The following is a 20,866-nucleotide window of genomic DNA, read 5'->3' on the forward strand; positions in this document are numbered from 1 at the left end:
GGCTGCGAGAGGCGACGCCTCAGACGGTATCGAGATAGAGTTCGATCTGCTCTTCAGGTGTGAGTTCCTGATAATCGACCAGTTCCTGCCGCTTAGTGAGGGCGAAGTTCTGCACCATTTCGTCGGGAAATATTCGCCGGATCATCTTGGAGTTTTCAAAGGTTTCCAACGCCGCCTCCCAATCGCCCGGCATTTCGGGAAGGGGCTGTGCATAGGCGTTTCCGGTGATCGGCGGAGGCGCGGTCAAATTGTCTTCGATGCCGGTGAGTGCCGCGCCCAGAACGGCGGCAATCATCAGATAGGGGTTCACGTCCCCTCCCGACACGCGGTGCTCGATGCGACGTGCGGCGGCCGCTCCACCGGGAACGCGGACAGCCGCGGTGCGATTGTCATAGGCCCAACAAATCCGCGTCGGCGCATGGGCTCCGGGGACAAGGCGGTCATAGGAATTTCCGTGGGGCGCGAAGATCAATGTGCTGTCTGGAATGGCGCGCAGGCACCCGGCAATCGCCGAGCGCATGATGTCTGTGCCAGCACTTGATCCGTCGTTGAAGATATTGTTGCCATCACGATCCAGCATCGAGAAATGCACATGCATGCCGTTGCCCGCATAATCGTCATAGGGTTTGGCCATGAAGGACGCCGCAAAGCCGTGTTTGCGCGATAGCCCCTTCACCATTTGTTTGAACAGGAACGCATCGTCGGCCGCGCGCAGGGCGTCCGGCCCATGGCTCAGGTTGATTTCGAACTGCCCCAGACCGGCTTCGGAAATCGCGGATTCGGCCGGAATGTCCATGACCTCGCAGGCCTCGTAGAGCTGGGTAAAGAACACATCAAAGGCGTCAAGCGCGCGCAGGGCCAGTGTTTCCGCGCCCGGACGGCGTTTGCCGGATTTCGGGCTCTTGGGGACACGCAGTTTGCGTGTGGAATCGTCGATCAGGTAAAACTCCATCTCGGTGGCAACCACGGGCGTCAGTCCCAGAGCCGCGTAGCGTTCAACAACCCGCGCAAGCGCTTGTCGTGGATCGCCGTCGAATGGGGTACCATCTTCGTGGAACATCCACATCGGCAAGAGTGCGGTGGGTGCCTCCAGCCATGGCATGGGGACAAAGCCGCGCTCGGTGGGCATCAACACGCCGTCCTGATCGCCACTGTCAAAAACCAAAGGGCTGTCTTGGATGTCTTCGCCCCAGATATCGAGGTTCAGGACCGATAGAGGAAATCTCGTGCCGCTCTTCTCCACAGAAGGCGCCATTCGGGCGGGCATCCTTTTCCCGCGCGCCTGACCGTTCACGTCGGCGGCCGCCACACGAATGGTCCGGATGTCGGGGCGGGCGGCCAGCCAATGGTCGGGCGGTATCATCGAATTACCTGCGGGCGAATGCGCAAACGCGGTCTGCGTGCGGCGGGGAGGTGGCGATTTAGGCGCCGGTTGATCCACCCGAAAACCAAAATCACACAGAGCGTCAGGAGCACGAAATACCCTGCAGCGATCGGATAGGGGACGAATGGGTTAAACGTTTTCTCTGCGAAATAGCTCGCATAGTAAAGCGCATCGCCTCGTTGCTGCCACGCAGGGAAGCCGGAGAAAAACACCAGCGCGGTCGCGTGAAAGAGGAAAATGGCTTCGTTCGTGTAGGCGGGCCATGCAAGGCGCAGCATTGTGGGCCATGTTACCCGCCGGAACTGAACCCAGCCGGTCATCCCATAGGCCTCTGCAGCTTCGATATCACCTTTCGGCACAGCGCGCAGCGCACCGTAGAATATCTCCGCCGAATAGGCCGATGTATTGAAGAACAAGACCACCAGCGCGCCTGCCCAAGCACGGGTCATATAAGACGTCTGGACCGTCATGCCGAAAATGTCGATGCCCGCGCGCGGCAATTGGGCGAATAATTCGTAGGCGAGAAAGAACTGGATGAAGAGCGGCGAGCCGCGGAACAGGAAGATGAACCACTCGCTCGGCTTTCGCAGATACCGGTGCTCGGAGGCTTTGCCGAGCGCGAGAGCCGTTGCAAAAACAAACCCGAGCAATAGCGCAAGCGCCCCGAAATAGATGTTCCAGATCATCCCCGAACCGATCAGGGTGATTTGTTCGCACAGCGTAATGTCCGATTTCGGCAAGAGCCGTTCGCCAAAGCCAACCGAGCGCAGGGCGTAGTTCTGAACGGTTTCAAAACAACTCATCCCGCTTTCCTCATTGCTTCACCGCCGAGCGTTGCTTGCCCGTGGCTCAGTCTGCGGGTGATCCGGTCCAGCACGATTTCGGAGACGCGCGTGAAAGCGAGGTAGAAGACCAGAAGTCCTAGGAAATACCAAAGCCGCCAGTCGGGGTGTGGATAGGCGTATTGCGAGGTTTTTGACGATCCGAGTTCGCGCGCCCAATATACGATGTCTTCCACGCCGAGGAGGAACAGAAGCGGCGTCGCTTTGATCAGGATCATCCACAAATTGGACAGGCCGGGCAGGGCGAAGATCCACATTTGGGGAACGAGTACGCGCCAGAATGCCTGCCTATGGGACATGCCGTAGGCCTCGGCTGTTTCGATTTGCGCATGGGGAACCGCCCGCATCGCACCCGCGATCACATTGGCGGCAAACGCACCGAAAACGATGGCAAAAGCGACAACGGCAAGCGAGAAACCGTAGAGTTCATGGATTGATTGCGGTGCCGAATTCAGCGGCAGCTTCGCGGCGGAACAGACCAGAAAATCATTCCCTTGCCGGATCGGCTCTGACCAGTCGGGGCACTTCACCTTGTGGCGTAGCCACTCGAGGCCCTGATCCATGGCGAAGGGAACGAAGAGAAAGAACAGAACGTCAGGCACGCCGCGCACCATCGAGGTGTAGATCGAGCCGAGCCACCGGACAGGGGCGATCTGGCTACGCGTTGCCATGGCACCCACAAAGCCGACCGCCAGCGCGAGCGGGGCTGTAATCGCCAAAAGCGACAGTACAACCAGAAAGGACTGATAAAATAGCATATGCTTGCCTGTTGTCATGTAACAGGCAAGCCATTGAAATCCATCAATACTGTCGGGATTGGCGCAAATTTCAAACATAGCGGAAGGGGCCGGTGTTACCCGGCCCCGAACCATTTAATACTGGCTGATTTCTTCGCCGAAGTATTTCACGAGCAGAGCGTTGAGCGTTCCGTCTGCTTTCATGGATGTGATGGCCGCGTTGAACTTTTCTTTCAACTCGGCGTCGCTTTCACGCAGACCCATGCCGATGCCGCCGCCCAGTGGCACAGGCTCGCCCACAAAGGTGAAACCCTGCTCTTCAACGAAAGGAACGAGCGCGTCGCTGTCGGCAAACACGGCATCAACTTCGCCGTTTTTCACAGCGGCGATGGTGTCATCCAGCGTCGCAAACTCGACGAGTGTCGCGCCGGTTTCCGCGATGTAGCCTGCCTGAATGGTCGAGGTCTGAGCCGCGATCACGCCACCTTCCAAGTCCACGCTATCCGTCATTGCGGCATAGGCCGACGCGGTTGGCGGGTAGTAATCCTGTGTGAAGTCGATGACTTCGTCGCGCTCGTCGGTGATCGACATGCCGGCGATGATGGTGTCGTAGTTGCCCGATACGAGGTTCGGAATGATCGTGTCCCACTCGTTGGTGACCCACTCGCAGGTCAGCTCGGCACGCGCACACATTTCGTCGCCCACTTCGCGCTCGAAACCGGCAACTTCGCCGCTATCGTCGATGAAGTTGTACGGAGGGTAGGCGCCTTCCGTGCCCATGCGGACGGTGTCTTGGGCAATGGCCGCACCGGACAGTAGTGCCAGAGCTGCGGCGGATAGAATTAGATTTTTCATGAGGTTACTCCCGAATATTGCGCTTTTTATTAGGCTGGTACAGTCGCGCTTAGAAATTGTTGCAGCCGTTCGGTTTTAGGGTTTGAGAAGAGCGCGGAGGGTGCTCCTTCTTCTTCGATCAGACCCTTGTGTAGAAAAACGACATGGTCGGAGACATCATTTGCCAACCGCATGTCGTGGGTAACGATGATCATGGTGCGGCCTTCCTCGGCCAGTGCTTTGATCACCTTGACGACTTCCTGCTCCAACTCCGGGTCGAGCGCGGAAGTGGGTTCGTCGAAAAGGAGCGCCTTGGGCTCCATGCAAAGGGCCCGCGCGATGGCGGCTCGTTGTTGTTGCCCCCCTGACATTTGCGCAGGGTAGACGTCGCATTTGTCGCCGATGCCGACTTTGTCGAGATATCCCCGCGCGGCGGCTTCGACGTCCGCCTTGGGGCGCCCCAAAACCGTCACCGGCGCTTCCATGACATTCTCGAGGATCGTCATATGCGCCCATAGATTGAATTGCTGGAACACCATGCTGAGGTTGGTGCGAATTCGCAGGACCTGTTTGCGGTCAGCGGGTCTGCGGTGCAGGCCCGTGCCCTTCCAATGGATCGGTTCGCCTTCAAACAGGATCTCGCCCTGCTGGCTATCCTCAAGAAGATTTGCACAACGCAGCAAAGTGGACTTGCCGGAACCGGAAGATCCGATGAGCGACACGACGTGGCCACGCGGAGCAGTCATCGACACGCCCTTGAGAACTTCAAGGTCACCGTAGGCCTTATGTAGGCCCTGAATTTCGATAACCGGGGAGTCGGAATTTGAATTTGCTGTCAACATCGCGGAAGAGTTAGGGCGAATTCTTGGGCAGATGCAATAATCATTGGCAACTTGCCGCAACGTCCTGCCTGCTCTTTAGGCGCAAAGGGGCGCCAAGATGAAGCGCTAGGCGGCAAACATGTGCGCTACCCGTCGGATTGGCGGCTTCCCACGCGTTGACGTGCAAGGGCACTATCGCGATCGGAGACGCCGAGGAGACTGGCGACCAGCCGCAAAACCTGATCTTCGCCTTCGTCACGCACTCCGTCTTCGACGACGACGGACCACATAGCTTCGATCACGCTGGTGCGATCCTCATAGGGTACCGCATCCTTGATCGCGCGGGTGAAACGCACGGTGTCGGGGGCCTCTTCCTCCAGAACCTCGGCCTGAGCGCGCAAGCCGGATGCCTCCTGAGGGGTGATACCATACCGGATGCAGAGCAATTTCTCGATCCGAGCGACTTCGGCGGGATCATAACTGCCGTCCGCCCGCGCCACGCGCACGAGCAGGGCTGCCAGTGCCAGACGGGCATCCGAATTCGGCAGGGTGGGTGGATTCGGTTGAACGAGGTTTTTGAGAAATTCTGCGAACATGAGCTGGATATAGGACGGGTTTCCCCAAAACAAAACCCTGTCCCACCATTTTGTGAGATGGATAAGTGATTGTTATTTCAGACTTTAGGTAACATAAAACATACCTAAGGTAAAAAATACTTTACCTAGAGTGCGACTCACCTTACATCTCCCCTCAACAACCTTCTGACGAAAAGGAAATCGAGATGTCATTTCAGGAACGCATGTCGCTCACCGTCATGACCGCGAGCACGGTGGCATATATCATCTTCATGCTGCTGATCGGCAGAGCATGGAACGCCGGGCGCTTTGAAGGGCCCGAGGGCCTCGTCTACACGGGCAAGACGCTGCTGATTTTCATCGCCATCTTCATCGTCCTGACCGTCGGTTCCCTGATCATTCAGGCGATTTTCGAAACCGTGCTGACCGGCGAAGAAGACGCAATGGACGAAGGAGAAGACGAGAGGGATCGCGCCTATGAATTCCAATCCCTTCGTATCCAATCCATCGTGTCAGGCGTGTTCTTTTGTGCCTCTCTCGGCGCGCTTTGGGCGGGGTTCAGTGGCCCGGTGGCGATCCACCTCATCTTCTTTGGATTTTTCATCGGAATGATCGCGGGTGAGTTGCGCAAATTCCTTCTCTACAGGGAGGGTTGAAGATGGTGCGTGCAAAAAAGCCCAAACCACAAATCGCCAACAACATTCGCCGGTTGCGGTTTGACCATGACGAGATGACGCAAAAAGCCCTTGCAGAAGCCACCGGCGTGACCCGTCAAACCATTATGGCCATCGAGGCGGCCAAATATTCCCCGTCCCTGGAACTGGCTTTCCAGATCGCACAAGCGTTTGGTGAGCCGATCCAGAACGTCTTTTCCTATCAGCCTGACGGCACCGAAGACTAAAACGTTATAAATATCAATTGCTTGAACGCGCTCTATTGGGCGCGGTCGCTACCCCTATGCTCAAAAACAGAAAGTCGAAACCTATGATTGCCCTTTCCATGTCCCCCGCTCAAACCCCTCGCAACTTTTTCGCGCCCAACTGGGCCCTGATCGCGGGGCTCGCCTATTTCCTTCTCGCTCTCTTCGGGATCTTTGCCGAACTCTTTGTGCGAATGCCTACAACTGTGGTCGGTGACCCCACCGCCACGGCGCAAGCCATCCGTGACAATATCGGTACTGTGCGCTGGGCCGTCGTGGCCGACACCGGCATGATCCTCGCGGATGTCGCTTTGACGGTTGCCTTCTTCGCGCTCTTTTGGCGCACCCGTCCGGGTCTGACCGCGATATTGATCGTGCTTCAAATCGCGCGCATCCCGATGATGGGGGCGAACCTTACCAACCACGTGGCCGCTATTCTGTTGGCATCGGGTCAAGAGGCACTGCAGGGATTTTCGCCTGAAATGATCGATTCCCTTGCCTACTTCTCGCTGCGGCTTCACCACTTCTCCTACGTGGTAAATGGCATCAACTTTGGCGCATGGTGTCTGGTTCTCGGCTGGATCCTCCTGTCGACCGGCTACGCGCCCAAACTGTTTGCCATCCTTCTGCTGATCGATGGACCCATTGCCTTTTTCGACACGATCGGACAGTTGGTTTTCCCCGAAGTCATGACACATGCATGGGCCGAGGTGGTCAGCAGTCTGGCGATCGGCGAGCCCGCGTTCATCCTGTTCCTGCTCTTCGCGCCCGGCTATCTGCGCCGCCGGATCGAATTAGACGTCAATGGTCAGCATGCGGGTTAAAGCCCTAAACGACGAAGGGCGCCTTGACCGGCGCCCTTTGTTATTCAGTATTTGCGCGGCACGTAGAGTTCCGGTGGAAGAACGGCGCGTTCGTAGTCTTTGTTGTAGACCCGCTCCGTCAGGTGAATGTCTTCGTGTGGAATTTCGGCATAGTCAAACTGTGACAGCAAATGGTCGATGCAGTTCAGGCGCGCGCGCTTTTTGTCGTTGCCTTCGACAATGTACCACGGTGCTTCGGGGATATTCGTGCGAAAGAACGTGTCCTCTTTGGCTTTGGTATAGTCTTCCCAACGAATGCGCGATTGAAGGTCCATGGGGGACAGTTTCCACTGCTTCATCGGGTCGTGGATGCGCATGAGAAAGCGCATCTGCTGTTCTTCATCGGAGATCGAGAACCAGTATTTCACCAGTTTCACACCGGAGCGAACCAGCATGCGCTCAAATTCTGGGACGTCGTGAAAGAAGTTTTCGACCTCTTCTTCCGAGGCAAACCCCATCACCCGTTCAACGCCGGAGCGGTTGTACCAGGACCGGTCGAACAGGACGATTTCTCCCGCCGCCGGCAGGTGAGGTACGTAGCGTTGGAAATACCACTGGCTTTTTTCGCGCTCCGACGGAGCGGGCAGGGCCACCACGCGCACGCACCGCGGATTAAGGCGCTGGGTGATCCTTTTGATCACGCCGCCTTTGCCCGCCGAGTCGCGCCCCTCAAAGAGAACCACAACTTTCTGACCGGTGTGGAGCACCCAGTCCTGCAGTTTGATCAGTTCCGCCTGAAGGCGCAAAAGCTCGGTAAAATAGACCGGTCGAGGCAAGGTTTCAGGATGGACCTTCTGATAGATCTTTTTGATTTCGCGCGAGAGGATCGAATCCTCTAGCTCGATTTCCCATTCTTCATCCAGACTGTCGGCGAGTTCGGCCTCTAGCCAATCTTGTGCGTCTCTATCGTCATCCATGCCCGATCCCTCTTAACCTGCCAAGAGTCCTGTCGCGCCCGTGAAGGGCCACAGAGTGTTGTTTAACCATACGAAAATGACAGTAATCTAATGGAACAGGATTGGCAGGAGAGATGCAACCAGAAGGGTCGCCATCGTCCAGTTGAAAATCGTCAATCGCCGCTGGTTGGTAAGCAATCGCCTGATTTCCGTGCCGAGCCATGCCCAAAGGGTGATCGCAGGAAAGTTCACCATCAAAAACGCCGCCCCGACGAATAGCGCAGCACTCCAACCGTCCCCTTGGGCGTAGTTGGTCTGCGCGCCCACGGCCATGATCCACGCCTTGGGATTGACCCATTGAAACGCGGCTGCCTGCAGGAAGGTGAACGGTTTCCCGCCTGCCTTGCCTTCTTTGGGCGCCGCCGCATGTGCTATTTTCCATGCCAGCCAGAGCATGTAGGTAATCGACACAACCACCAGCACCTGTTTCAAAACCGGTATGGTCTCAAACGCTTGTGCCAAACCCAGTCCGACGATGAACACCATAAAGGAATGGCCGAACGAAATTCCGAGCATATGCGGCAATGTCCGCCGCAGGCCAAAATTCGCCCCCGATGCCAACAGCATGAGGTTGTTTGGTCCCGGCGTCACCGAGGCCACGAAAGCAAAGGTCAGTAGAGCAAATACGAGAGTGATGTCCATGGGGCGACATTAGTCTGTCAGTGATGCAAAAAACGTGCAAAGTTTTGTGTCTAGGGGCGAAATGCGCAAGGAATGGTCGAAATGGATCAGATTGGTGAAAAGATATTGCACGAACTGTCGCGCGATGGCCGGCTGACCAACCTGCAGCTCGCTGATCGTGTTGGGCTGTCGCCATCGGCCACCTCACGACGGGTCGCGGAATTGGAGCGCAGCGGCGTGATCGCGGGATATCGCGCGGTGATTGACCGGGCCAAATTGGGCTACGGTTTTCTCGCCTACATCACCGTAGGATTGTCTGTGCATACAAAGCGGTCGCAGGAATCCTTTGAACGGGCGGTGTCCGGCGTGCCCGAAGTGATCGAATGCCACAATGTCACTGGCACGTTTGAATACCTCCTGCGCGTCGAGGCCCGTGATCTGGCAGATTACAAACGCTTTCACACCGACGTGCTGGGTACGCTTCCCAATGTGAATTCGTTGACCTCCTACATCGTGATGGGCAGTCCCAAAGACACGCGCGCCTGACGGCAGGAGCGCGGGTTATCGCCGCCATCACGATTTGTGCATTTCCCCCGAGCAGGCGCGCGTGTTACCGACGGATCAAACCGCGCGAGGCCTGACCATGTATCGACCCGACTCCACTGCGATCGACGATCCCGCGCTCTTGCGGGACGTCATGGACCAGATTTCCTTTGGCGCGCTCGTGACCTCGCTCGGTGGCGAATTCGAGATTACGCATCTTCCGTTACTCGTGCGCTATGAGGAGGGCAAGACGGTACTCGAGGGCCATTTTGCCCGCGCGAATCCCCATTGGAAAATGGAAGGTCCCTCGGTGGTGATTTTTCAGGGTCCACAGGCTTATGTGTCCCCGTCGTTCTATCCTTCAAAGGCTGTGCATGGAAAAGTCGTGCCGACCTGGGCCTATATCGTTGTTCACGCCCATGGGCACTTTGAAACGGTTCAGGATGGCGCATGGTTGCAGGCCCATATATCGGCACTGTCCGACCGGCACGAGGCCGCACAATCAAAGCCATGGTCGGTCTCCGATGCACCGGTTGCCTATCTCGCGGCGCTAAAGCGCGGGATCGTTGGCTTCCGGTTCACAGTCGACCGTTTGGAAGGCAAATGGAAAGTGAACCAGCACAAGTCATCGCAGGATCGCCAAGGCACCTATGACGGGCTCATGGCCTCGGGCGAGCAGGGTCAAGACCTTGCGCAGGCGCTCGCCTCATTCCCCGAAAAAGACTAAGCCGACCCATCGCGGGGCGCCGCCGTCTGACAATCAGACGAGGCGCGAGTTCTCTATCGCGGCGCGGATAAAGTCGCTGAACAGGGGCGCCGGCGCGAAAGGTTTGGATTTGAGCTCCGGGTGGAACTGCACGCCGATATACCATGGGTGATCCACGGCCTCGACGATCTCCGGCAGACGCCCGTCCGGCGACATGCCCGAAAAGATCAGACCGCAGGATTCGAGCTTTTCCCGATACTTCGTGTCCACTTCATACCGGTGGCGATGGCGTTCCTCGACCTCTTCGGTACCGTAAATTTTCGCAACTTTGGATCCGGATTTGAGCGCCGCAGTATAGGCCCCCAAACGCATCGTGCCGCCTTTGTCGTCGCTGGCCTTGCGGCGCACGGTGTGATTGCCCTGGACCCACTCTTTGAGGTGATAAACCACGGGTTCGAAACGTTTTTTGCCGGCCTCATGGTCGAATTCTTCCGACCCGGCTGCTTCAATGCCGGCCAGGTTTCGGGCCGCTTCGATAACCGCCATTTGCATGCCCAGACAAATACCCAGATAGGGAACTTTGCGTTCGCGTGCGAATTGGGCCGCTTTGATTTTGCCCTCTGTGCCACGTTCGCCAAAGCCACCGGGAACTAGAATGGCGTGGTAGCCTTCGAGATGCGGTGCGGGGTCTTCCTGTTCGAAAATTTCCGCGTCCACCCATTCAACATTGACCTTCACGCGGTTGGCCATGCCTCCGTGCGTCAGGGCCTCTGCAATAGATTTATAGGCATCTTCGAGTTGAACATATTTACCCACGATGGCGACTTTGACTTCGCCTTCAGGGTTGAAAACGCGGTCGGCCACGTCATGCCACACATCGAGATTGGGTTTGGGCGCGGGCGCGATTCCGAATGCGTCCAGAACCGCTTGGTCGAGCCCTTCGCGGTGGTAGGCGAGCGGGGCCTCGTAGATTGATTTGAGGTCGGGTGCCGCGATCACGTCTTCTTTGCGCACGTTACAGAACAGCGCAATTTTCTCGCGTTCTTTTTCGGGAATAGGGTGCTCAGATCGGCAGACGAGCACATTTGGCTGGAGGCCGATGGTGCGCAGTTCTTTCACCGAGTGCTGGGTCGGCTTGGTCTTCAATTCGCCGGACGCCGCGATATAGGGGAGGAGCGTGAGGTGCATGAAAATACACTGGCCACGTGGGCGGTCCTGGGCAAACTGGCGGATCGCTTCGAAGAACGGCAGACCTTCGATGTCACCCACCGTGCCGCCGATTTCGCACAGCATGAAATCGACTTCGTCGTCACCTATGTCGATAAAATCTTTGATCTCGTTCGTGACATGCGGGATCACCTGAATCGTTTTGCCGAGATAGTCACCACGGCGCTCTTTTTCGAGCACGTTGGTGTAGATCCGACCTGACGAGATCGAGTCGGTCATCCGCGCGGAAACACCTGTGAAGCGTTCATAGTGGCCCAGATCGAGGTCCGTTTCCGCACCGTCGTCGGTGACAAAAACTTCGCCGTGTTCAAACGGGCTCATCGTACCTGGATCGACGTTGAGATAGGGGTCGAGCTTACGCAGACGGACTGAATAACCACGGGCCTGTAGCAGGGCACCTAGTGCAGCAGAAGCGAGACCTTTGCCGAGCGAGGATACAACGCCGCCAGTGATGAAAACATATCTTGCCATAAGCTTTGAGAGCTCCCGTGATCGTCCGAATGAATGTGGGAAACGCAGTCAAAAAGACCGCATATCACGGGATTTAAGAAGTATCAGATTCGCAAGACCCGTGCAAGCAAACCGCAACATGTTGGGGGCGATTTGGAGCAAACGCCAAGGTTTTGCGAATTTCGATTAGTCCGCGCGCGGTGGGGCCGCAGGGGCATCCACAACGGGTGGGGGCAGCAATGCATCACCCGAAGGAAGCGTAGGTGTTGCAGGTTCAGTGACCACATCTTCAATGGCAACGCCGTCGATGACCGAAGAAGACGCCGCGTCGCGACGGGCCAAAACAGTCAAGGCAAGCGAGGTGCAGATGAACCCGATGGCGAAAATCCATGTCAGCTTACCCAGCGCTGTTGCCGCGCCGCGCCCAGACATGACGTCTCCGCCCGACCCCATGCCGAGTCCACCACCCTCCGAGCGCTGCAGGAGCACGATGCCGATCAGGCACAATGCGAGCACGAGGTGGATGACGAGAATGACGTTTTCCATGGATCAGCCTTTGGGTCGTTCGATGGGGGTACTTAAGGTCTCCCGCTCCATGGCGCAACCCCGAACAAACGGGTTGAACAACCTTCACGTTTCTCGCCACTCTTATGAAGCAATCCGCAACAAGGTATGGGCGTAGATAATGTTTGCGAACAAAAACACAATTGCAGCCTTTTTTGTCCCGGTGAGCCTCGCGTTGGCCTTTGCGATCGCGGTTCTGACGCAGGAAAGCTTTGCGCAGTGGACCTTTGCGCGCCATGCAAACATTCTTTCATGGTATGTGCGTCCACTCCTTTTATTGCCGCTGTGCTACGCCGCATGGAAACGGTCGTGGGCCGGTGTAGGTTGGTCAATCTTTGCGATGATCACATCCATGGCGTGGTTTCCGGTACCCGACACGCCCCGCCCCGAAGTCATTGATTTCCTGGAAATGGAAAAAGCCCTGTTGGCACAGGGATGGAATCTGGCAAACATTTTGGGCCTTCTGGCGGTTGTGGGGTACGGCGCTCTTCTCATCGCCGCGTTCTGGCGCCAGTCTTGGAAACTCGGCCTCGGCGTCGCGGCATTTGGTGCGGTGGGAAAATCGCTCTGGTCCGTCGCTTTCTCACCAGAGTCCGGAACATCGGTTCTGCCATTCGCGGCCGCCGGTTTCGCCATCCTCGTCACGTTTGTTTTCCTGATCCGGGCAATGCGGCGTTAAGCCATGCTTTTGCGGGCGTAGGTGCGCTCAGCAGCGAGCAGCCTCTCTTTGCGCCACAGCCCGCCACCATAGCCGGTCAGGCTTCCATCCGCCCCGATCACGCGGTGGCACGGGATCAGAATCGCAATCTGGTTCGCGCCATTCGCCCGCGCCACCGCACGCGTTGCCGTGGGGCGGCCAATTTGGGCGGCCAGATTCCCGTAACTCACCGATGTGCCGGCGGGGATGGTGCAAAGCGCGTCCCAAACCTGCTGGGTAAATGCACTCCCGTGGTAGGCGAGGGGGATGGTGAATTCCGCACTTTCACCGGCGAAAAAGCGATCAATCTGCTCCTTCGTGCGCGTGTGGATCTCTGTTCGGCCAAAGCCGAGCGCGCCTTTCGCGCCCTTTGCGAGCCCCTGCAATTCGCGTGGCAATGCTTTGCGGTCCGCGAATTCAAGCAGGTGCAAATGGGTTTGATCGGCCACCGCGACCATCGCGCCGAGGGGCGTGTCGATCCAATCGATGCACAGGATTGGATCGCGTGAGAGCCTTCCCGGTGCCGTGCCCAAAAGTCGCCCGACGCGGTCGCGAAAAGCCGACGCTGAGGAAAACCCCGCCTCCAACTGCGCATCGATGACTTTTCCGCCGTCGCCCAGCACTTCAAACCCGCGCCGCAATCGATCGAGCCGCGCAATGTCGAGAAACGTCAATCCGAACTGGCGTTTGAAAACCCGACGCACGGTGGACAGATCATGCCCCATCGCCGCGATATCCGCTTCCCGCCACACCTTTTCGGGGTCGGCTTCCAGAGCCTCCATCAGTTCGCGCACCAAAGGTGCGGCCTCGCCGGTCGCGCGCATGGGGTGGCACCGTTTGCAGGCCCGAAACCCCGCCTCCAGGCATGCCGAAAGACTATCAAACCATTGGCAGTTTTCCGGTTTCGGTTTGCGCGCAGGGCAGGTGAGGCGGCAAAAAATCCCCGTTGAGGTCACGCCGACATAGGCCTGCCCTTCATAGGAAGAATCGCGTGCGACGAGGGCGCGGTAGAGCGTATCTGAATCGGGCAATGCAAAAAGTGTCATGGCCTTGACCCTACTGCATACAAAATGGCGCGTCCGCCGCAAATCGGGCAGGGATTTATAAGACCCGCGTTTTCTGGTTTCATCGCAACGCCCGGATCGCTATACGAACCTCCGGGTTTCATCCGTTTTCGAAAGGCTCATTATGGCAAACGTCGTCGTGGTCGGCGCCCAATGGGGTGACGAAGGCAAAGGTAAGATCGTGGACTGGCTGTCCGAACGCGCGGATGTGATCGCGCGCTTCCAAGGCGGACACAACGCGGGCCATACGCTCGTGATTGATGGGAAAGTCTATAAACTGCATGCGCTGCCTTCGGGTGTGGTGCGCGGTGGCAAGCTCTCGGTGATCGGGAACGGGGTTGTGCTCGACCCGTGGCACCTGTTGCAGGAAATCGAAACCATTCGCGCGCAAGGCGTCGAAATTTCGCCAGACAATCTGATGATTGCGGAAAACACGCCGCTCATCCTGCCGTTCCACGGCGAGCTGGATCGCGCACGTGAAGATCAGAACTCTGTTGCCAAAATTGGCACCACCGGTCGCGGAATCGGGCCCGCCTACGAAGATAAAGTCGGCCGCCGCGTGATCCGTGTGGCCGATCTCGGCGATGCGGCAACGTTGGAATTGCGCGTCGATCGTGCGTTGGTTCATCACAACGCGCTTCGCAAAGGTCTCGGGCTGAACGAGATTGACCGTGATGCACTTTTGGCGCAACTCAATGAAATTGCACCCAAAATTCTGCCATACGCCGCGCCTGTGTGGAAGGTGATGAACGACAAACGCAAAGCCGGAAAGCGGATTCTTTTCGAAGGTGCCCAAGGTGCGCTGCTCGATATCGATTTTGGCACATATCCGTTTGTGACCTCCTCGAACGTGATCGCAGGTCAGGCCGCAACCGGTGTTGGCATTGGTCCGGGCTCGATCGACTACGTCCTCGGCATCGTCAAAGCCTACACCACGCGCGTGGGCGAAGGTCCGTTCCCGACCGAGCTTTTTGACGATGACGGGCAACGCCTGGGCGAGCGGGGGCATGAATTCGGGACAACAACGGGTCGCAAACGCCGCTGCGGTTGGTTCGATGCCGCGCTGGTGCGTCAGACGTGTGCGACGTCGGGGGTAAAGGGCATTTGCCTCACTAAACTCGACGTTCTGGACGGATTTGAAACCCTCAAAATCTGTGTGGCCTATGATCTTGATGGCGAGCGTTTGGACTACCTCCCAACGGCGGCCGATCAACAGGCGCGTTGCAAACCGATTTACGAAGAGATGCCCGGCTGGTCGGAATCGACCGAAGGCGCGCGCTCTTGGAACGACTTGCCTGCGAATGCGATCAAATACGTGCGCCATATTGAAGAATTGATCGATTGCCCGGTCGCGCTGCTTTCGACGTCGCCCGAGCGTGAGGATACGATCCTCGTCACCGATCCTTTCGAGGATTAAGGGCGAACATGGCACTGTCATACAAAGCACGGCGTCGATGGGCGCTTGTGATCCTTGTGATCGGGCTGCCGCTCTATATCGTGGCGGCGGTTACAGTGCTGAACTGGATTAATCGCCCGTCACTTTGGGTCGAACTGGCGGTCTATGTCGGTCTTGGCGTTTTGTGGGCGATCCCGTTCCGGTCTATTTTCCGCGGGATCGGTCAGGCGCCACCCGAGGACAGCGAATAGCAGCGATATCGGAACAATTTGATGTGCCAAAATCAAAAAGGCCGCCTATGAGGGCGGCCTTTTTCGGTATCTGATGTCATTTATTCCGCAGCGGAAATGTCCGGACGGAAACGGGTGTCTTCGGACACCATGAACTGGCCGCGTCGTGCTTTGCGGATTTTGCCCTTGCGCAGGAGTTGCCCAAAGGAGCGCAGGCGCTCTTCAACGGGCGTATCGGCAGGCAATGCGTCTCCGGCGAGGCGCATGATTTGCGGGCGGGTTACCGTTTCCAGACCTTCGACAAAGTTTGAATAGGCCGCAGCCGCTTCGATCACTTCTTCCAGTCCCTCGGCACCAACCTGTTCGGCAAATTCGGCGAATCCGCCAACTGCGGCTTCATCGCTCTCGTGATCGATGTCGGCCTCTTCTGCACGCGCAAGTGCAGAGGTGGACACGCGGCGCGGGCGGATAGGTGCAATGTTCGCGCCCATTGGGGCGGATGCGGGAGAATCGATACGCTGTTCGGACACAAGCATGAGTGGCGCCAAGCGGCGCGGCTTGCTCGTCGCGTTATCAACCGGACGACGGGGGCGAACAACGCGGGCGAGATCCGCGCGGTAGGCATCCGCTTCTTCATCTTCTGGTTTAGCTTCAGCTTTGTCTGTTTTTTCGGCGCGAATTGCACCAACGGCCGCTTTCAAATGCTGGATCGCATTGCGCCGACGGGTGTTTTCGCCTTTTGCCATTTCACGGTCGGTCGCGGCCATGATACGCGACATGTCATCATCGCTTGTATCGAAAACGTTGCGCCCGTTGCCGTCTTCGCCGCCGGCTTCACCATCGGTGGGCGCAGGCGTGTCGGTGTCGGCATCCTGTGGTGCCTGCGCAACGAGAAGCAGCGGCGTGTCCGATTCCAGATCGTTTTCATCTTCGTATTCTGCGTCGGCGGCAATTGCCTCTTCGGTCTCGTCGGATTCGTCGTCAAATACATCGCCGGCGATCTGTGGGGCGTCGCTGTCATCGACAGAGGTTTGGGCCAGTTCGCGTAGCAGCGCGTCCTCGGCGTCGGTATCGAGCGAGCTATCGCCCAACTCGCGTTTCAAAACATCCGTGGTATCGTCACCGGATTCGACAACATCTGCCTTTTTCACAACGCGCGCGCTCAACCGCAGAGGGGCGTCGTCGTCAGTCAGCTTGTCGGTGCCCATGGCTTCGGCCATATCGGCTGCAAGCTCGGGGTCGGCGGGCAAATCGATTGCCTCATCCACGCTGTCGGTCAGCGCGATTGCATCTGCGGGCTCGTCATCTTCGAACGACTGCTCAGGTGCTGTATCGACGGGTGTTTCCATCGCGCGCGCAGAAATGGCTGCGAGTATATCGTCCGACGCCTCATCCGTATCATTTTCGTCAGTGTCTTCTGCCGCGTCCGGCGATTCCGCTACAGCGTGATCCGCAAAGTTAAAACCATCCGGGGCGTGGGCGTCGGCCATCTCGTCGTCTGTTTCAATCTCGCGCTCTGCGGGAGTGTCTACAGGGTCGGCAGAAACGATGGGTTTGGCCACGACGGTTTCGACAGCGTCACTCTCGACGGCATCTTCGACGTCGGCTTCTTCAAATGCAGTTTGCGCGGACGCGGCTGGCGCGGCGAAGCTCGAAGGCGCTTGCTGCTCTTCAACGTAATCGACGTCGGAGCGGCGTGCGACTGCAGCGCGGATACGCGCGAGCTTATCTGCGAGCGTCGGGGCAATTTGCGGGGCGACTTCCGGCGCAATGGCTGCTGCAGCTGTCGCAGTCGTTGCCGCGGCGACGGGCGTGCCAACTTTGGCTGCCGCAGGTGCAGGGGCTTCAACGGCAGGTGCAGGGGAGGCAGCGCTAGGTGCCTGTGCTGTAACTGGTGCGGGCGTGTCGTCTTTCTGCTCGCCGTCCAACTGGCGAAGAACGACACCGTGGCCGTCATCTTCCATGCGGGCCTCAACACGGCGCTGGACTTCTTTCTCGGCAATGGAGTGCAACATTTGCGGGTCGGGCGTCGGAGGCTCGGCCCCAAAGTAGCGATCATCCGCAGCAAGATCGCGGAAATACTCCGCAATGGAGCGCATGGTGGAGAAGGGATCGTCGAATCCTTCTAGCGTGCACGAAAACGTGCCGTAGGATACCGTCAGGATTTTACTATCGTTTACCATGCCAAAACTCGCTTTCTGCTCTTGCTCAGCAGGTTCATATTTACCATCAATTGGTTCGAAAATGAGAACAGAACAAGGAAATTGGCGTGATTTTTTCCTGTCCGAAATGTGGCAGTGGCGCGTAAGGACAACTTATCAAAATGACGATTCCAATCGTAACTACCTGTAATTACGTCACTCTTGTCGGTGGTGGTGATCTTGAGTCGACCACTCTTAACGACGTTTTGAAAATTGCGCCGTATTTGGTTGCGGCGGACGGAGCCGCCGATGTTGCGCTGTCTTTCAATGCAATCCCCGAGGCCGTGATCGGTGACTTTGACAGCCTTAGCGCAGACGCGCGCGAAACCATACCACAAGACCGGTTTTTCCACATTGCCGAGCAGAATAGCACGGATTTCGAGAAATGTCTGAGCCGTATCGAAGCACCTCTCGTGCTTGCTTTGGGGTTCATGGGCGCGCGGTTGGACCACGAGTTGGCGGTATACAGCGTGTTGATGCGTTATCCGGAACGTCGCTGCATTGTGGTTGGCGAATGCGATATCTGTCTGCATGTGCCCGAGGGCATCTCTCTGGAGCTCGCCCCCGGGACGCGCGTTTCATTGTTTCCACTTGGGCAGGTTACAGGAAAATCGACGGGCCTGCGATGGCCTATCGAGGGCATCGAATTTGCGCCCAATGGTCGCATCGGGACGTCGAATGAAGCAACGCAGGCACGGGTTACCCTCGATTTCGCTGGCCCCGGAATGCTTTTGATACTCCCCCGTCACTGTCTTGGGGCCGTGATTGCAGCCATTGCGCCCTCTCAAGAGTGAGCAATCCGGCTAGGGGGCGAAATCGCGCAGCAATAGTTCTTCACGCGCGGGAATTTGCCCTATCCACCGCCGAGGCCCTTCGCCTATAAGCGGGCAAAGAGTCACGCCAGATTGGGGAAATCATCATGTCCGAGGCACTCCCGCCCATCGATACCGCCAAATTTGTCGCCGCCAAGAAAGCGGTCGAATACGTGGAAGACGGGATGAAACTCGGGCTGGGCACGGGATCGACCGCGGCCTGGATGGTTAAATGCCTAGGCGAGCTTGTCCGCGACGGTCTGAACGTTGTCGGGGTGCCGACATCCACGCGCACGGCTGAATTGGCCCGCACCCAAGGGATCAAGATCACGACACTCGATGAGGCAAAATGGCTCGACCTGACCATCGATGGTGCTGATGAGTTTGATGGCGAATTGAACCTCATTAAGGGGGGCGGTGGTGCGCTTTTGCAGGAAAAAATCGTCGCGACGGCCTCTGATCAGATGATTGTGATTTCCGATGTCTCCAAACAGGTGGATCGTCTCGGCGCTTTCCCGTTGCCCGTCGAGGTCATTCCGTTCGGCATGAAAATCACTCAGGCGCTGATCGAGGAAACGTTGGTGTCGATGGATGTCGCGGGCCAGAAAGTGACGCCGCGCATGGACGGGCAGGCGCTCTATGTCACGGATGAGGGGAACCATATCCTCGACCTCCACCTCCAGCGAATTGGCAACGTGCGTCAACTTGCGCTTGTGCTCAACCAGATCCCCGGCGTGGTCGAGAATGGTCTGTTTGTCGATATCTGCGACAAGGTAATCATCGGGCACAGCGACGGTCGTGTGCAAACGCGCGATATCGTGACGGGCGAGGTACAGGACGAGCAAATCGGCCAAGACGATGCCGGAAATATCTTCAGCGATATCGGCTAGGTCCGAGCGCGCACACCCCCTATCCACGAAGCCAAGCCTTTCCCTTTTACAACTAAACGCCTACTTCTGTCGCAAATGAATGCTCGACAGGAAAGGCGCCCCCATGGCTTTTGATTACGACCTCTTTGTTATTGGTGGCGGATCCGGTGGGGTACGTGCCGCGCGCATCACCTCTCAAGGCGGTGCGAAAGTTGCCATGGCCGAAGAGTTTCGCATGGGCGGCACCTGCGTCATTCGGGGCTGCGTCCCCAAAAAGCTGATGGTCTTCGCCTCGCAGTATTCGGCTGCTGCACAGGAAGCGAAAGAATACGGATGGGACATCAAGCTGGGAAAATTCGACTGGCCGTCGTTCCAGTCCCGTTTGTCCGCAGAGCTGTCGCGTCTTGAAGGCATTTACACCAAGAACGCGGACAATGCGGGTGTCGAGATTTTCCACCAGCGGGCCGTGATCGTCGACCCACATACTGTGCAGCTTGCCGATGGCACCCAGAAAACCGCGAAACATATCCTTGTCGCGACAGGCGGTTACCCGTTCAAACCCGACAACGTGCCGGGAATTGAGCACGCACTGACCTCGAACGAGGTCTTTGATCTTCCGGAGCTGCCAAAGCGCATTCTGATCGTCGGCGGCGGCTATATCGCCTGCGAATTTGCGTGTATTTTTAACGGACTGGGGTCCGAGGTCACCCAGTATTACCGCGGTGCACAAATCCTGCGCGGGTTTGACGATGAAGCGCGCGGGCACATCGCGGAACTGATCACGGAGCAGGGCGTAGACCTGCACGTGGGCACGGATGTCGAGCGGCTCGAAAAGCGCGACGACGGCATCTGGGTCAAAGCAACAGATGGGCGTGAGGCGGTCTTTGACGCCGTGCTCTATGCGACCGGTCGCAAACCCAACACGGCTGGTTTGGGGCTGGAGGCCGCAGGCGTTGACACGGGGCGGGCGGGCGAAATTGTCGTGGACGATTATTCTCAAACCAACATCCCGTCGATTTACGCGGTAGGGGACGTGACCGACCGTGTCCAACTGACGCCCGTCGCGATTCGTGAAGCCGTGGCGTTCCATGAGACCGTGTTCAAAGGCATCCCGACAAAACCTGATCACACAAACGTGCCCTCAGCGATCTTTACCCAACCCGAATACGGCGCGGTTGGCATGACCGAAGAGCAGGCGCGTGACGACCGCCCCGTCGAGGTCTACTGCGCTGCTTTCCGTCCGATGCAGAACGCCTTCATCGGCAAAAACGAACGTGTGCTGTTCAAGCTGATCGTGTGTCGCGAAAGCCGTCAGGTTCTCGGATGTCACATCATTGCGCCGCACGCGGGTGAAATGATCCAGCTGGCGGGCGTGGCCGTAAAACTCGGTGCGACCAAGGAACAGTTTGATGCAACGGTGGCTGTTCACCCGACCATGGCAGAGGAAATCGTCCTCATGCGGTCGCCAACGCGCGTGCATGAATGAGATCACTTTGACGGGTTGCTACGCCTGCTCCCTTGTAAAGCGGGACCGAAAAGAACAGTTTAACCTCTG

23 protein-coding genes are annotated in these 20,866 nt (G+C 57.6%); 11 read left to right on the forward strand and 12 right to left on the reverse strand.

Features of this window, described 5'->3' with window-relative positions:
• Window positions 1-19: 19 nt before the first annotated feature.
• The 6 genes from ABD815_RS10230 to ABD815_RS10255 form a co-directional block, all read right to left on the reverse strand.
• Entirely contained in the window at window positions 20-1,363 is a 1,344-nt protein-coding gene (locus ABD815_RS10230) for a glutamine synthetase family protein (protein WP_344846941.1), read from the reverse strand.
• A complete protein-coding gene (locus ABD815_RS10235; RefSeq protein ID WP_344846943.1) occupies window positions 1,360-2,187 on the reverse strand; it encodes an ABC transporter permease in 828 nt (275 codons plus the stop codon). Before ABD815_RS10235 ends, ABD815_RS10230 begins: the two co-directional genes overlap by 4 nt.
• On the reverse strand, window positions 2,184-3,062 hold the full coding sequence (locus ABD815_RS10240) for an ABC transporter permease (protein WP_344846944.1): 879 nt from the start codon (window positions 3,060-3,062) through the stop codon (window positions 2,184-2,186). The genes ABD815_RS10235 and ABD815_RS10240 overlap by 4 nt, the downstream gene beginning before the upstream one ends.
• A gap of 36 nt (window positions 3,063-3,098) precedes the next feature.
• Complete coding sequence (locus ABD815_RS10245; RefSeq protein WP_344846945.1) at window positions 3,099-3,818, reverse strand: transporter substrate-binding domain-containing protein; 720 nt, start codon at window positions 3,816-3,818, stop codon at window positions 3,099-3,101.
• A 29-nt stretch (window positions 3,819-3,847) separates the two neighbouring features.
• Complete coding sequence (locus tag ABD815_RS10250; protein WP_344846947.1) at window positions 3,848-4,639, reverse strand: ABC transporter ATP-binding protein; 792 nt, start codon at window positions 4,637-4,639, stop codon at window positions 3,848-3,850.
• Between the two features lie 125 nt (window positions 4,640-4,764).
• Window positions 4,765-5,214 carry a tellurite resistance TerB family protein gene (locus ABD815_RS10255; RefSeq protein ID WP_344848605.1) on the reverse strand — a complete coding sequence of 150 codons (450 nt, stop codon included), beginning with the start codon at window positions 5,212-5,214 and terminating at the stop codon, window positions 4,765-4,767.
• 185 nt (window positions 5,215-5,399) lie between these two features.
• On the opposite strand from ABD815_RS10255, the gene ABD815_RS10260 reads away from it, so the two are divergent.
• The 3 genes from ABD815_RS10260 (at window position 5,400) to ABD815_RS10270 (ending at window position 6,936) form a co-directional block, all read left to right on the forward strand.
• Window positions 5,400-5,849, forward strand: coding sequence for a hypothetical protein (locus tag ABD815_RS10260; RefSeq protein WP_344846949.1), 450 nt, complete (start codon window positions 5,400-5,402; stop codon window positions 5,847-5,849).
• A gap of 2 nt (window positions 5,850-5,851) precedes the next feature.
• Window positions 5,852-6,094, forward strand: a complete 243-nt coding sequence (locus tag ABD815_RS10265) for a helix-turn-helix transcriptional regulator (RefSeq protein ID WP_425549855.1) — start codon at window positions 5,852-5,854, stop codon at window positions 6,092-6,094.
• Window positions 6,095-6,177: 83 nt separating this feature from the next.
• A complete protein-coding gene (locus tag ABD815_RS10270) occupies window positions 6,178-6,936 on the forward strand; it encodes a DUF4386 domain-containing protein (RefSeq protein ID WP_344846951.1) in 759 nt (252 codons plus the stop codon).
• Between the two features lie 44 nt (window positions 6,937-6,980).
• On the opposite strand, the gene ppk2 is transcribed toward ABD815_RS10270, so the two are convergent.
• Complete coding sequence (gene ppk2, locus ABD815_RS10275; RefSeq protein WP_344846953.1) at window positions 6,981-7,892, reverse strand: polyphosphate kinase 2; 912 nt, start codon at window positions 7,890-7,892, stop codon at window positions 6,981-6,983.
• An 87-nt stretch (window positions 7,893-7,979) separates the two neighbouring features.
• A complete protein-coding gene (locus ABD815_RS10280) occupies window positions 7,980-8,573 on the reverse strand; it encodes a LysE family translocator (protein WP_344846955.1) in 594 nt (197 codons plus the stop codon).
• An 81-nt stretch (window positions 8,574-8,654) separates the two neighbouring features.
• On the opposite strand from ABD815_RS10280, the gene ABD815_RS10285 reads away from it, so the two are divergent.
• Window positions 8,655-9,098 carry an Lrp/AsnC family transcriptional regulator gene (locus ABD815_RS10285; protein WP_425549856.1) on the forward strand — a complete coding sequence of 148 codons (444 nt, stop codon included), beginning with the start codon at window positions 8,655-8,657 and terminating at the stop codon, window positions 9,096-9,098.
• 97 nt (window positions 9,099-9,195) lie between these two features.
• Window positions 9,196-9,822 (forward strand): FMN-binding negative transcriptional regulator, encoded by a 627-nt coding sequence (locus tag ABD815_RS10290; RefSeq protein ID WP_344846959.1) that lies wholly within the window; start codon window positions 9,196-9,198, stop codon window positions 9,820-9,822.
• A gap of 33 nt (window positions 9,823-9,855) precedes the next feature.
• Here ABD815_RS10290 and pyrG read toward each other — a convergent pair whose 3' ends face one another.
• Entirely contained in the window at window positions 9,856-11,499 is a 1,644-nt protein-coding gene (gene pyrG, locus ABD815_RS10295; protein ID WP_344846961.1) for a CTP synthase, read from the reverse strand.
• Between the two features lie 165 nt (window positions 11,500-11,664).
• A complete protein-coding gene (secG, locus tag ABD815_RS10300) occupies window positions 11,665-12,024 on the reverse strand; it encodes a preprotein translocase subunit SecG (protein WP_344846963.1) in 360 nt (119 codons plus the stop codon).
• A gap of 139 nt (window positions 12,025-12,163) precedes the next feature.
• On the opposite strand from secG, the gene ABD815_RS10305 reads away from it, so the two are divergent.
• Complete coding sequence (locus tag ABD815_RS10305; protein WP_344846964.1) at window positions 12,164-12,721, forward strand: hypothetical protein; 558 nt, start codon at window positions 12,164-12,166, stop codon at window positions 12,719-12,721.
• Here ABD815_RS10305 and ABD815_RS10310 read toward each other — a convergent pair.
• A complete protein-coding gene (locus ABD815_RS10310; RefSeq protein ID WP_344846965.1) occupies window positions 12,718-13,785 on the reverse strand; it encodes a bifunctional transcriptional activator/DNA repair enzyme AdaA in 1,068 nt (355 codons plus the stop codon). The genes ABD815_RS10305 and ABD815_RS10310 overlap by 4 nt on opposite strands.
• Before the next feature lie 142 nt (window positions 13,786-13,927).
• On the opposite strand from ABD815_RS10310, the gene ABD815_RS10315 reads away from it, so the two are divergent.
• Together ABD815_RS10315 and ABD815_RS10320 are read left to right on the forward strand one after the other, a co-directional pair.
• Window positions 13,928-15,220, forward strand: a complete 1,293-nt coding sequence (locus ABD815_RS10315; protein ID WP_344846966.1) for an adenylosuccinate synthase — start codon at window positions 13,928-13,930, stop codon at window positions 15,218-15,220.
• A gap of 8 nt (window positions 15,221-15,228) precedes the next feature.
• Window positions 15,229-15,450, forward strand: a complete 222-nt coding sequence (locus ABD815_RS10320; protein WP_344846967.1) for a DUF2842 domain-containing protein — start codon at window positions 15,229-15,231, stop codon at window positions 15,448-15,450.
• 80 nt (window positions 15,451-15,530) lie between these two features.
• On the opposite strand, the gene ABD815_RS10325 is transcribed toward ABD815_RS10320, so the two are convergent.
• The gene (locus ABD815_RS10325) at window positions 15,531-17,612 is read right to left on the reverse strand and encodes a hypothetical protein (RefSeq protein WP_344846968.1); all 2,082 of its coding nucleotides are present in this window, start codon (window positions 17,610-17,612) and stop codon (window positions 15,531-15,533) included.
• A 140-nt stretch (window positions 17,613-17,752) separates the two neighbouring features.
• On the opposite strand from ABD815_RS10325, the gene ABD815_RS10330 reads away from it, so the two are divergent.
• From ABD815_RS10330 to gor, 3 genes are all read left to right on the forward strand, one after another.
• Window positions 17,753-18,424, forward strand: coding sequence for a thiamine diphosphokinase (locus ABD815_RS10330; protein WP_344846970.1), 672 nt, complete (start codon window positions 17,753-17,755; stop codon window positions 18,422-18,424).
• A 125-nt stretch (window positions 18,425-18,549) separates the two neighbouring features.
• Window positions 18,550-19,332: a ribose-5-phosphate isomerase RpiA gene (gene rpiA / locus ABD815_RS10335; protein WP_344846973.1), complete on the forward strand. Its 783-nt coding sequence runs from the start codon at window positions 18,550-18,552 to the stop codon at window positions 19,330-19,332.
• A 103-nt stretch (window positions 19,333-19,435) separates the two neighbouring features.
• Window positions 19,436-20,797 (forward strand): glutathione-disulfide reductase, encoded by a 1,362-nt coding sequence (gene gor, locus ABD815_RS10340; RefSeq protein WP_344846975.1) that lies wholly within the window; start codon window positions 19,436-19,438, stop codon window positions 20,795-20,797.
• The last annotated feature ends 69 nt before the right edge of the window (window positions 20,798-20,866 follow it).

This window comes from Celeribacter arenosi, from assembly GCF_039539485.1.
Lineage (GTDB): Bacteria > Pseudomonadota > Alphaproteobacteria > Rhodobacterales > Rhodobacteraceae > Celeribacter > Celeribacter arenosi.

Coding starts and splice junctions, on each gene's coding strand:
- ABD815_RS10245 (WP_344846945.1), bottom strand. CDS start 3,818: ATGAAAAATCTAATTCTATCCGCCGCAGCTCTGGCACTACTGTCCGGT.
- ABD815_RS10285 (WP_425549856.1), top strand. CDS start 8,655: ATGGATCAGATTGGTGAAAAGATATTGCACGAACTGTCGCGCGATGGC.
- ABD815_RS10290 (WP_344846959.1), top strand. CDS start 9,196: ATGTATCGACCCGACTCCACTGCGATCGACGATCCCGCGCTCTTGCGG.
- rpiA (WP_344846973.1), top strand. CDS start 18,550: ATGTCCGAGGCACTCCCGCCCATCGATACCGCCAAATTTGTCGCCGCC.
- ABD815_RS10260 (WP_344846949.1), top strand. CDS start 5,400: ATGTCATTTCAGGAACGCATGTCGCTCACCGTCATGACCGCGAGCACG.
- ABD815_RS10325 (WP_344846968.1), bottom strand. CDS start 17,612: ATGGTAAACGATAGTAAAATCCTGACGGTATCCTACGGCACGTTTTCG.
- pyrG (WP_344846961.1), bottom strand. CDS start 11,499: ATGGCAAGATATGTTTTCATCACTGGCGGCGTTGTATCCTCGCTCGGC.
- secG (WP_344846963.1), bottom strand. CDS start 12,024: ATGGAAAACGTCATTCTCGTCATCCACCTCGTGCTCGCATTGTGCCTG.
- ABD815_RS10250 (WP_344846947.1), bottom strand. CDS start 4,639: ATGTTGACAGCAAATTCAAATTCCGACTCCCCGGTTATCGAAATTCAG.
- ABD815_RS10310 (WP_344846965.1), bottom strand. CDS start 13,785: ATGACACTTTTTGCATTGCCCGATTCAGATACGCTCTACCGCGCCCTC.
- ABD815_RS10320 (WP_344846967.1), top strand. CDS start 15,229: ATGGCACTGTCATACAAAGCACGGCGTCGATGGGCGCTTGTGATCCTT.
- ABD815_RS10230 (WP_344846941.1), bottom strand. CDS start 1,363: ATGATACCGCCCGACCATTGGCTGGCCGCCCGCCCCGACATCCGGACC.
- ABD815_RS10280 (WP_344846955.1), bottom strand. CDS start 8,573: ATGGACATCACTCTCGTATTTGCTCTACTGACCTTTGCTTTCGTGGCC.
- ABD815_RS10240 (WP_344846944.1), bottom strand. CDS start 3,062: ATGTTTGAAATTTGCGCCAATCCCGACAGTATTGATGGATTTCAATGG.
- ABD815_RS10315 (WP_344846966.1), top strand. CDS start 13,928: ATGGCAAACGTCGTCGTGGTCGGCGCCCAATGGGGTGACGAAGGCAAA.
- ABD815_RS10255 (WP_344848605.1), bottom strand. CDS start 5,214: ATGTTCGCAGAATTTCTCAAAAACCTCGTTCAACCGAATCCACCCACC.
- ABD815_RS10330 (WP_344846970.1), top strand. CDS start 17,753: ATGACGATTCCAATCGTAACTACCTGTAATTACGTCACTCTTGTCGGT.
- ppk2 (WP_344846953.1), bottom strand. CDS start 7,892: ATGGATGACGATAGAGACGCACAAGATTGGCTAGAGGCCGAACTCGCC.
- ABD815_RS10270 (WP_344846951.1), top strand. CDS start 6,178: ATGATTGCCCTTTCCATGTCCCCCGCTCAAACCCCTCGCAACTTTTTC.
- ABD815_RS10305 (WP_344846964.1), top strand. CDS start 12,164: ATGTTTGCGAACAAAAACACAATTGCAGCCTTTTTTGTCCCGGTGAGC.
- gor (WP_344846975.1), top strand. CDS start 19,436: ATGGCTTTTGATTACGACCTCTTTGTTATTGGTGGCGGATCCGGTGGG.
- ABD815_RS10235 (WP_344846943.1), bottom strand. CDS start 2,187: ATGAGTTGTTTTGAAACCGTTCAGAACTACGCCCTGCGCTCGGTTGGC.
- ABD815_RS10265 (WP_425549855.1), top strand. CDS start 5,852: ATGGTGCGTGCAAAAAAGCCCAAACCACAAATCGCCAACAACATTCGC.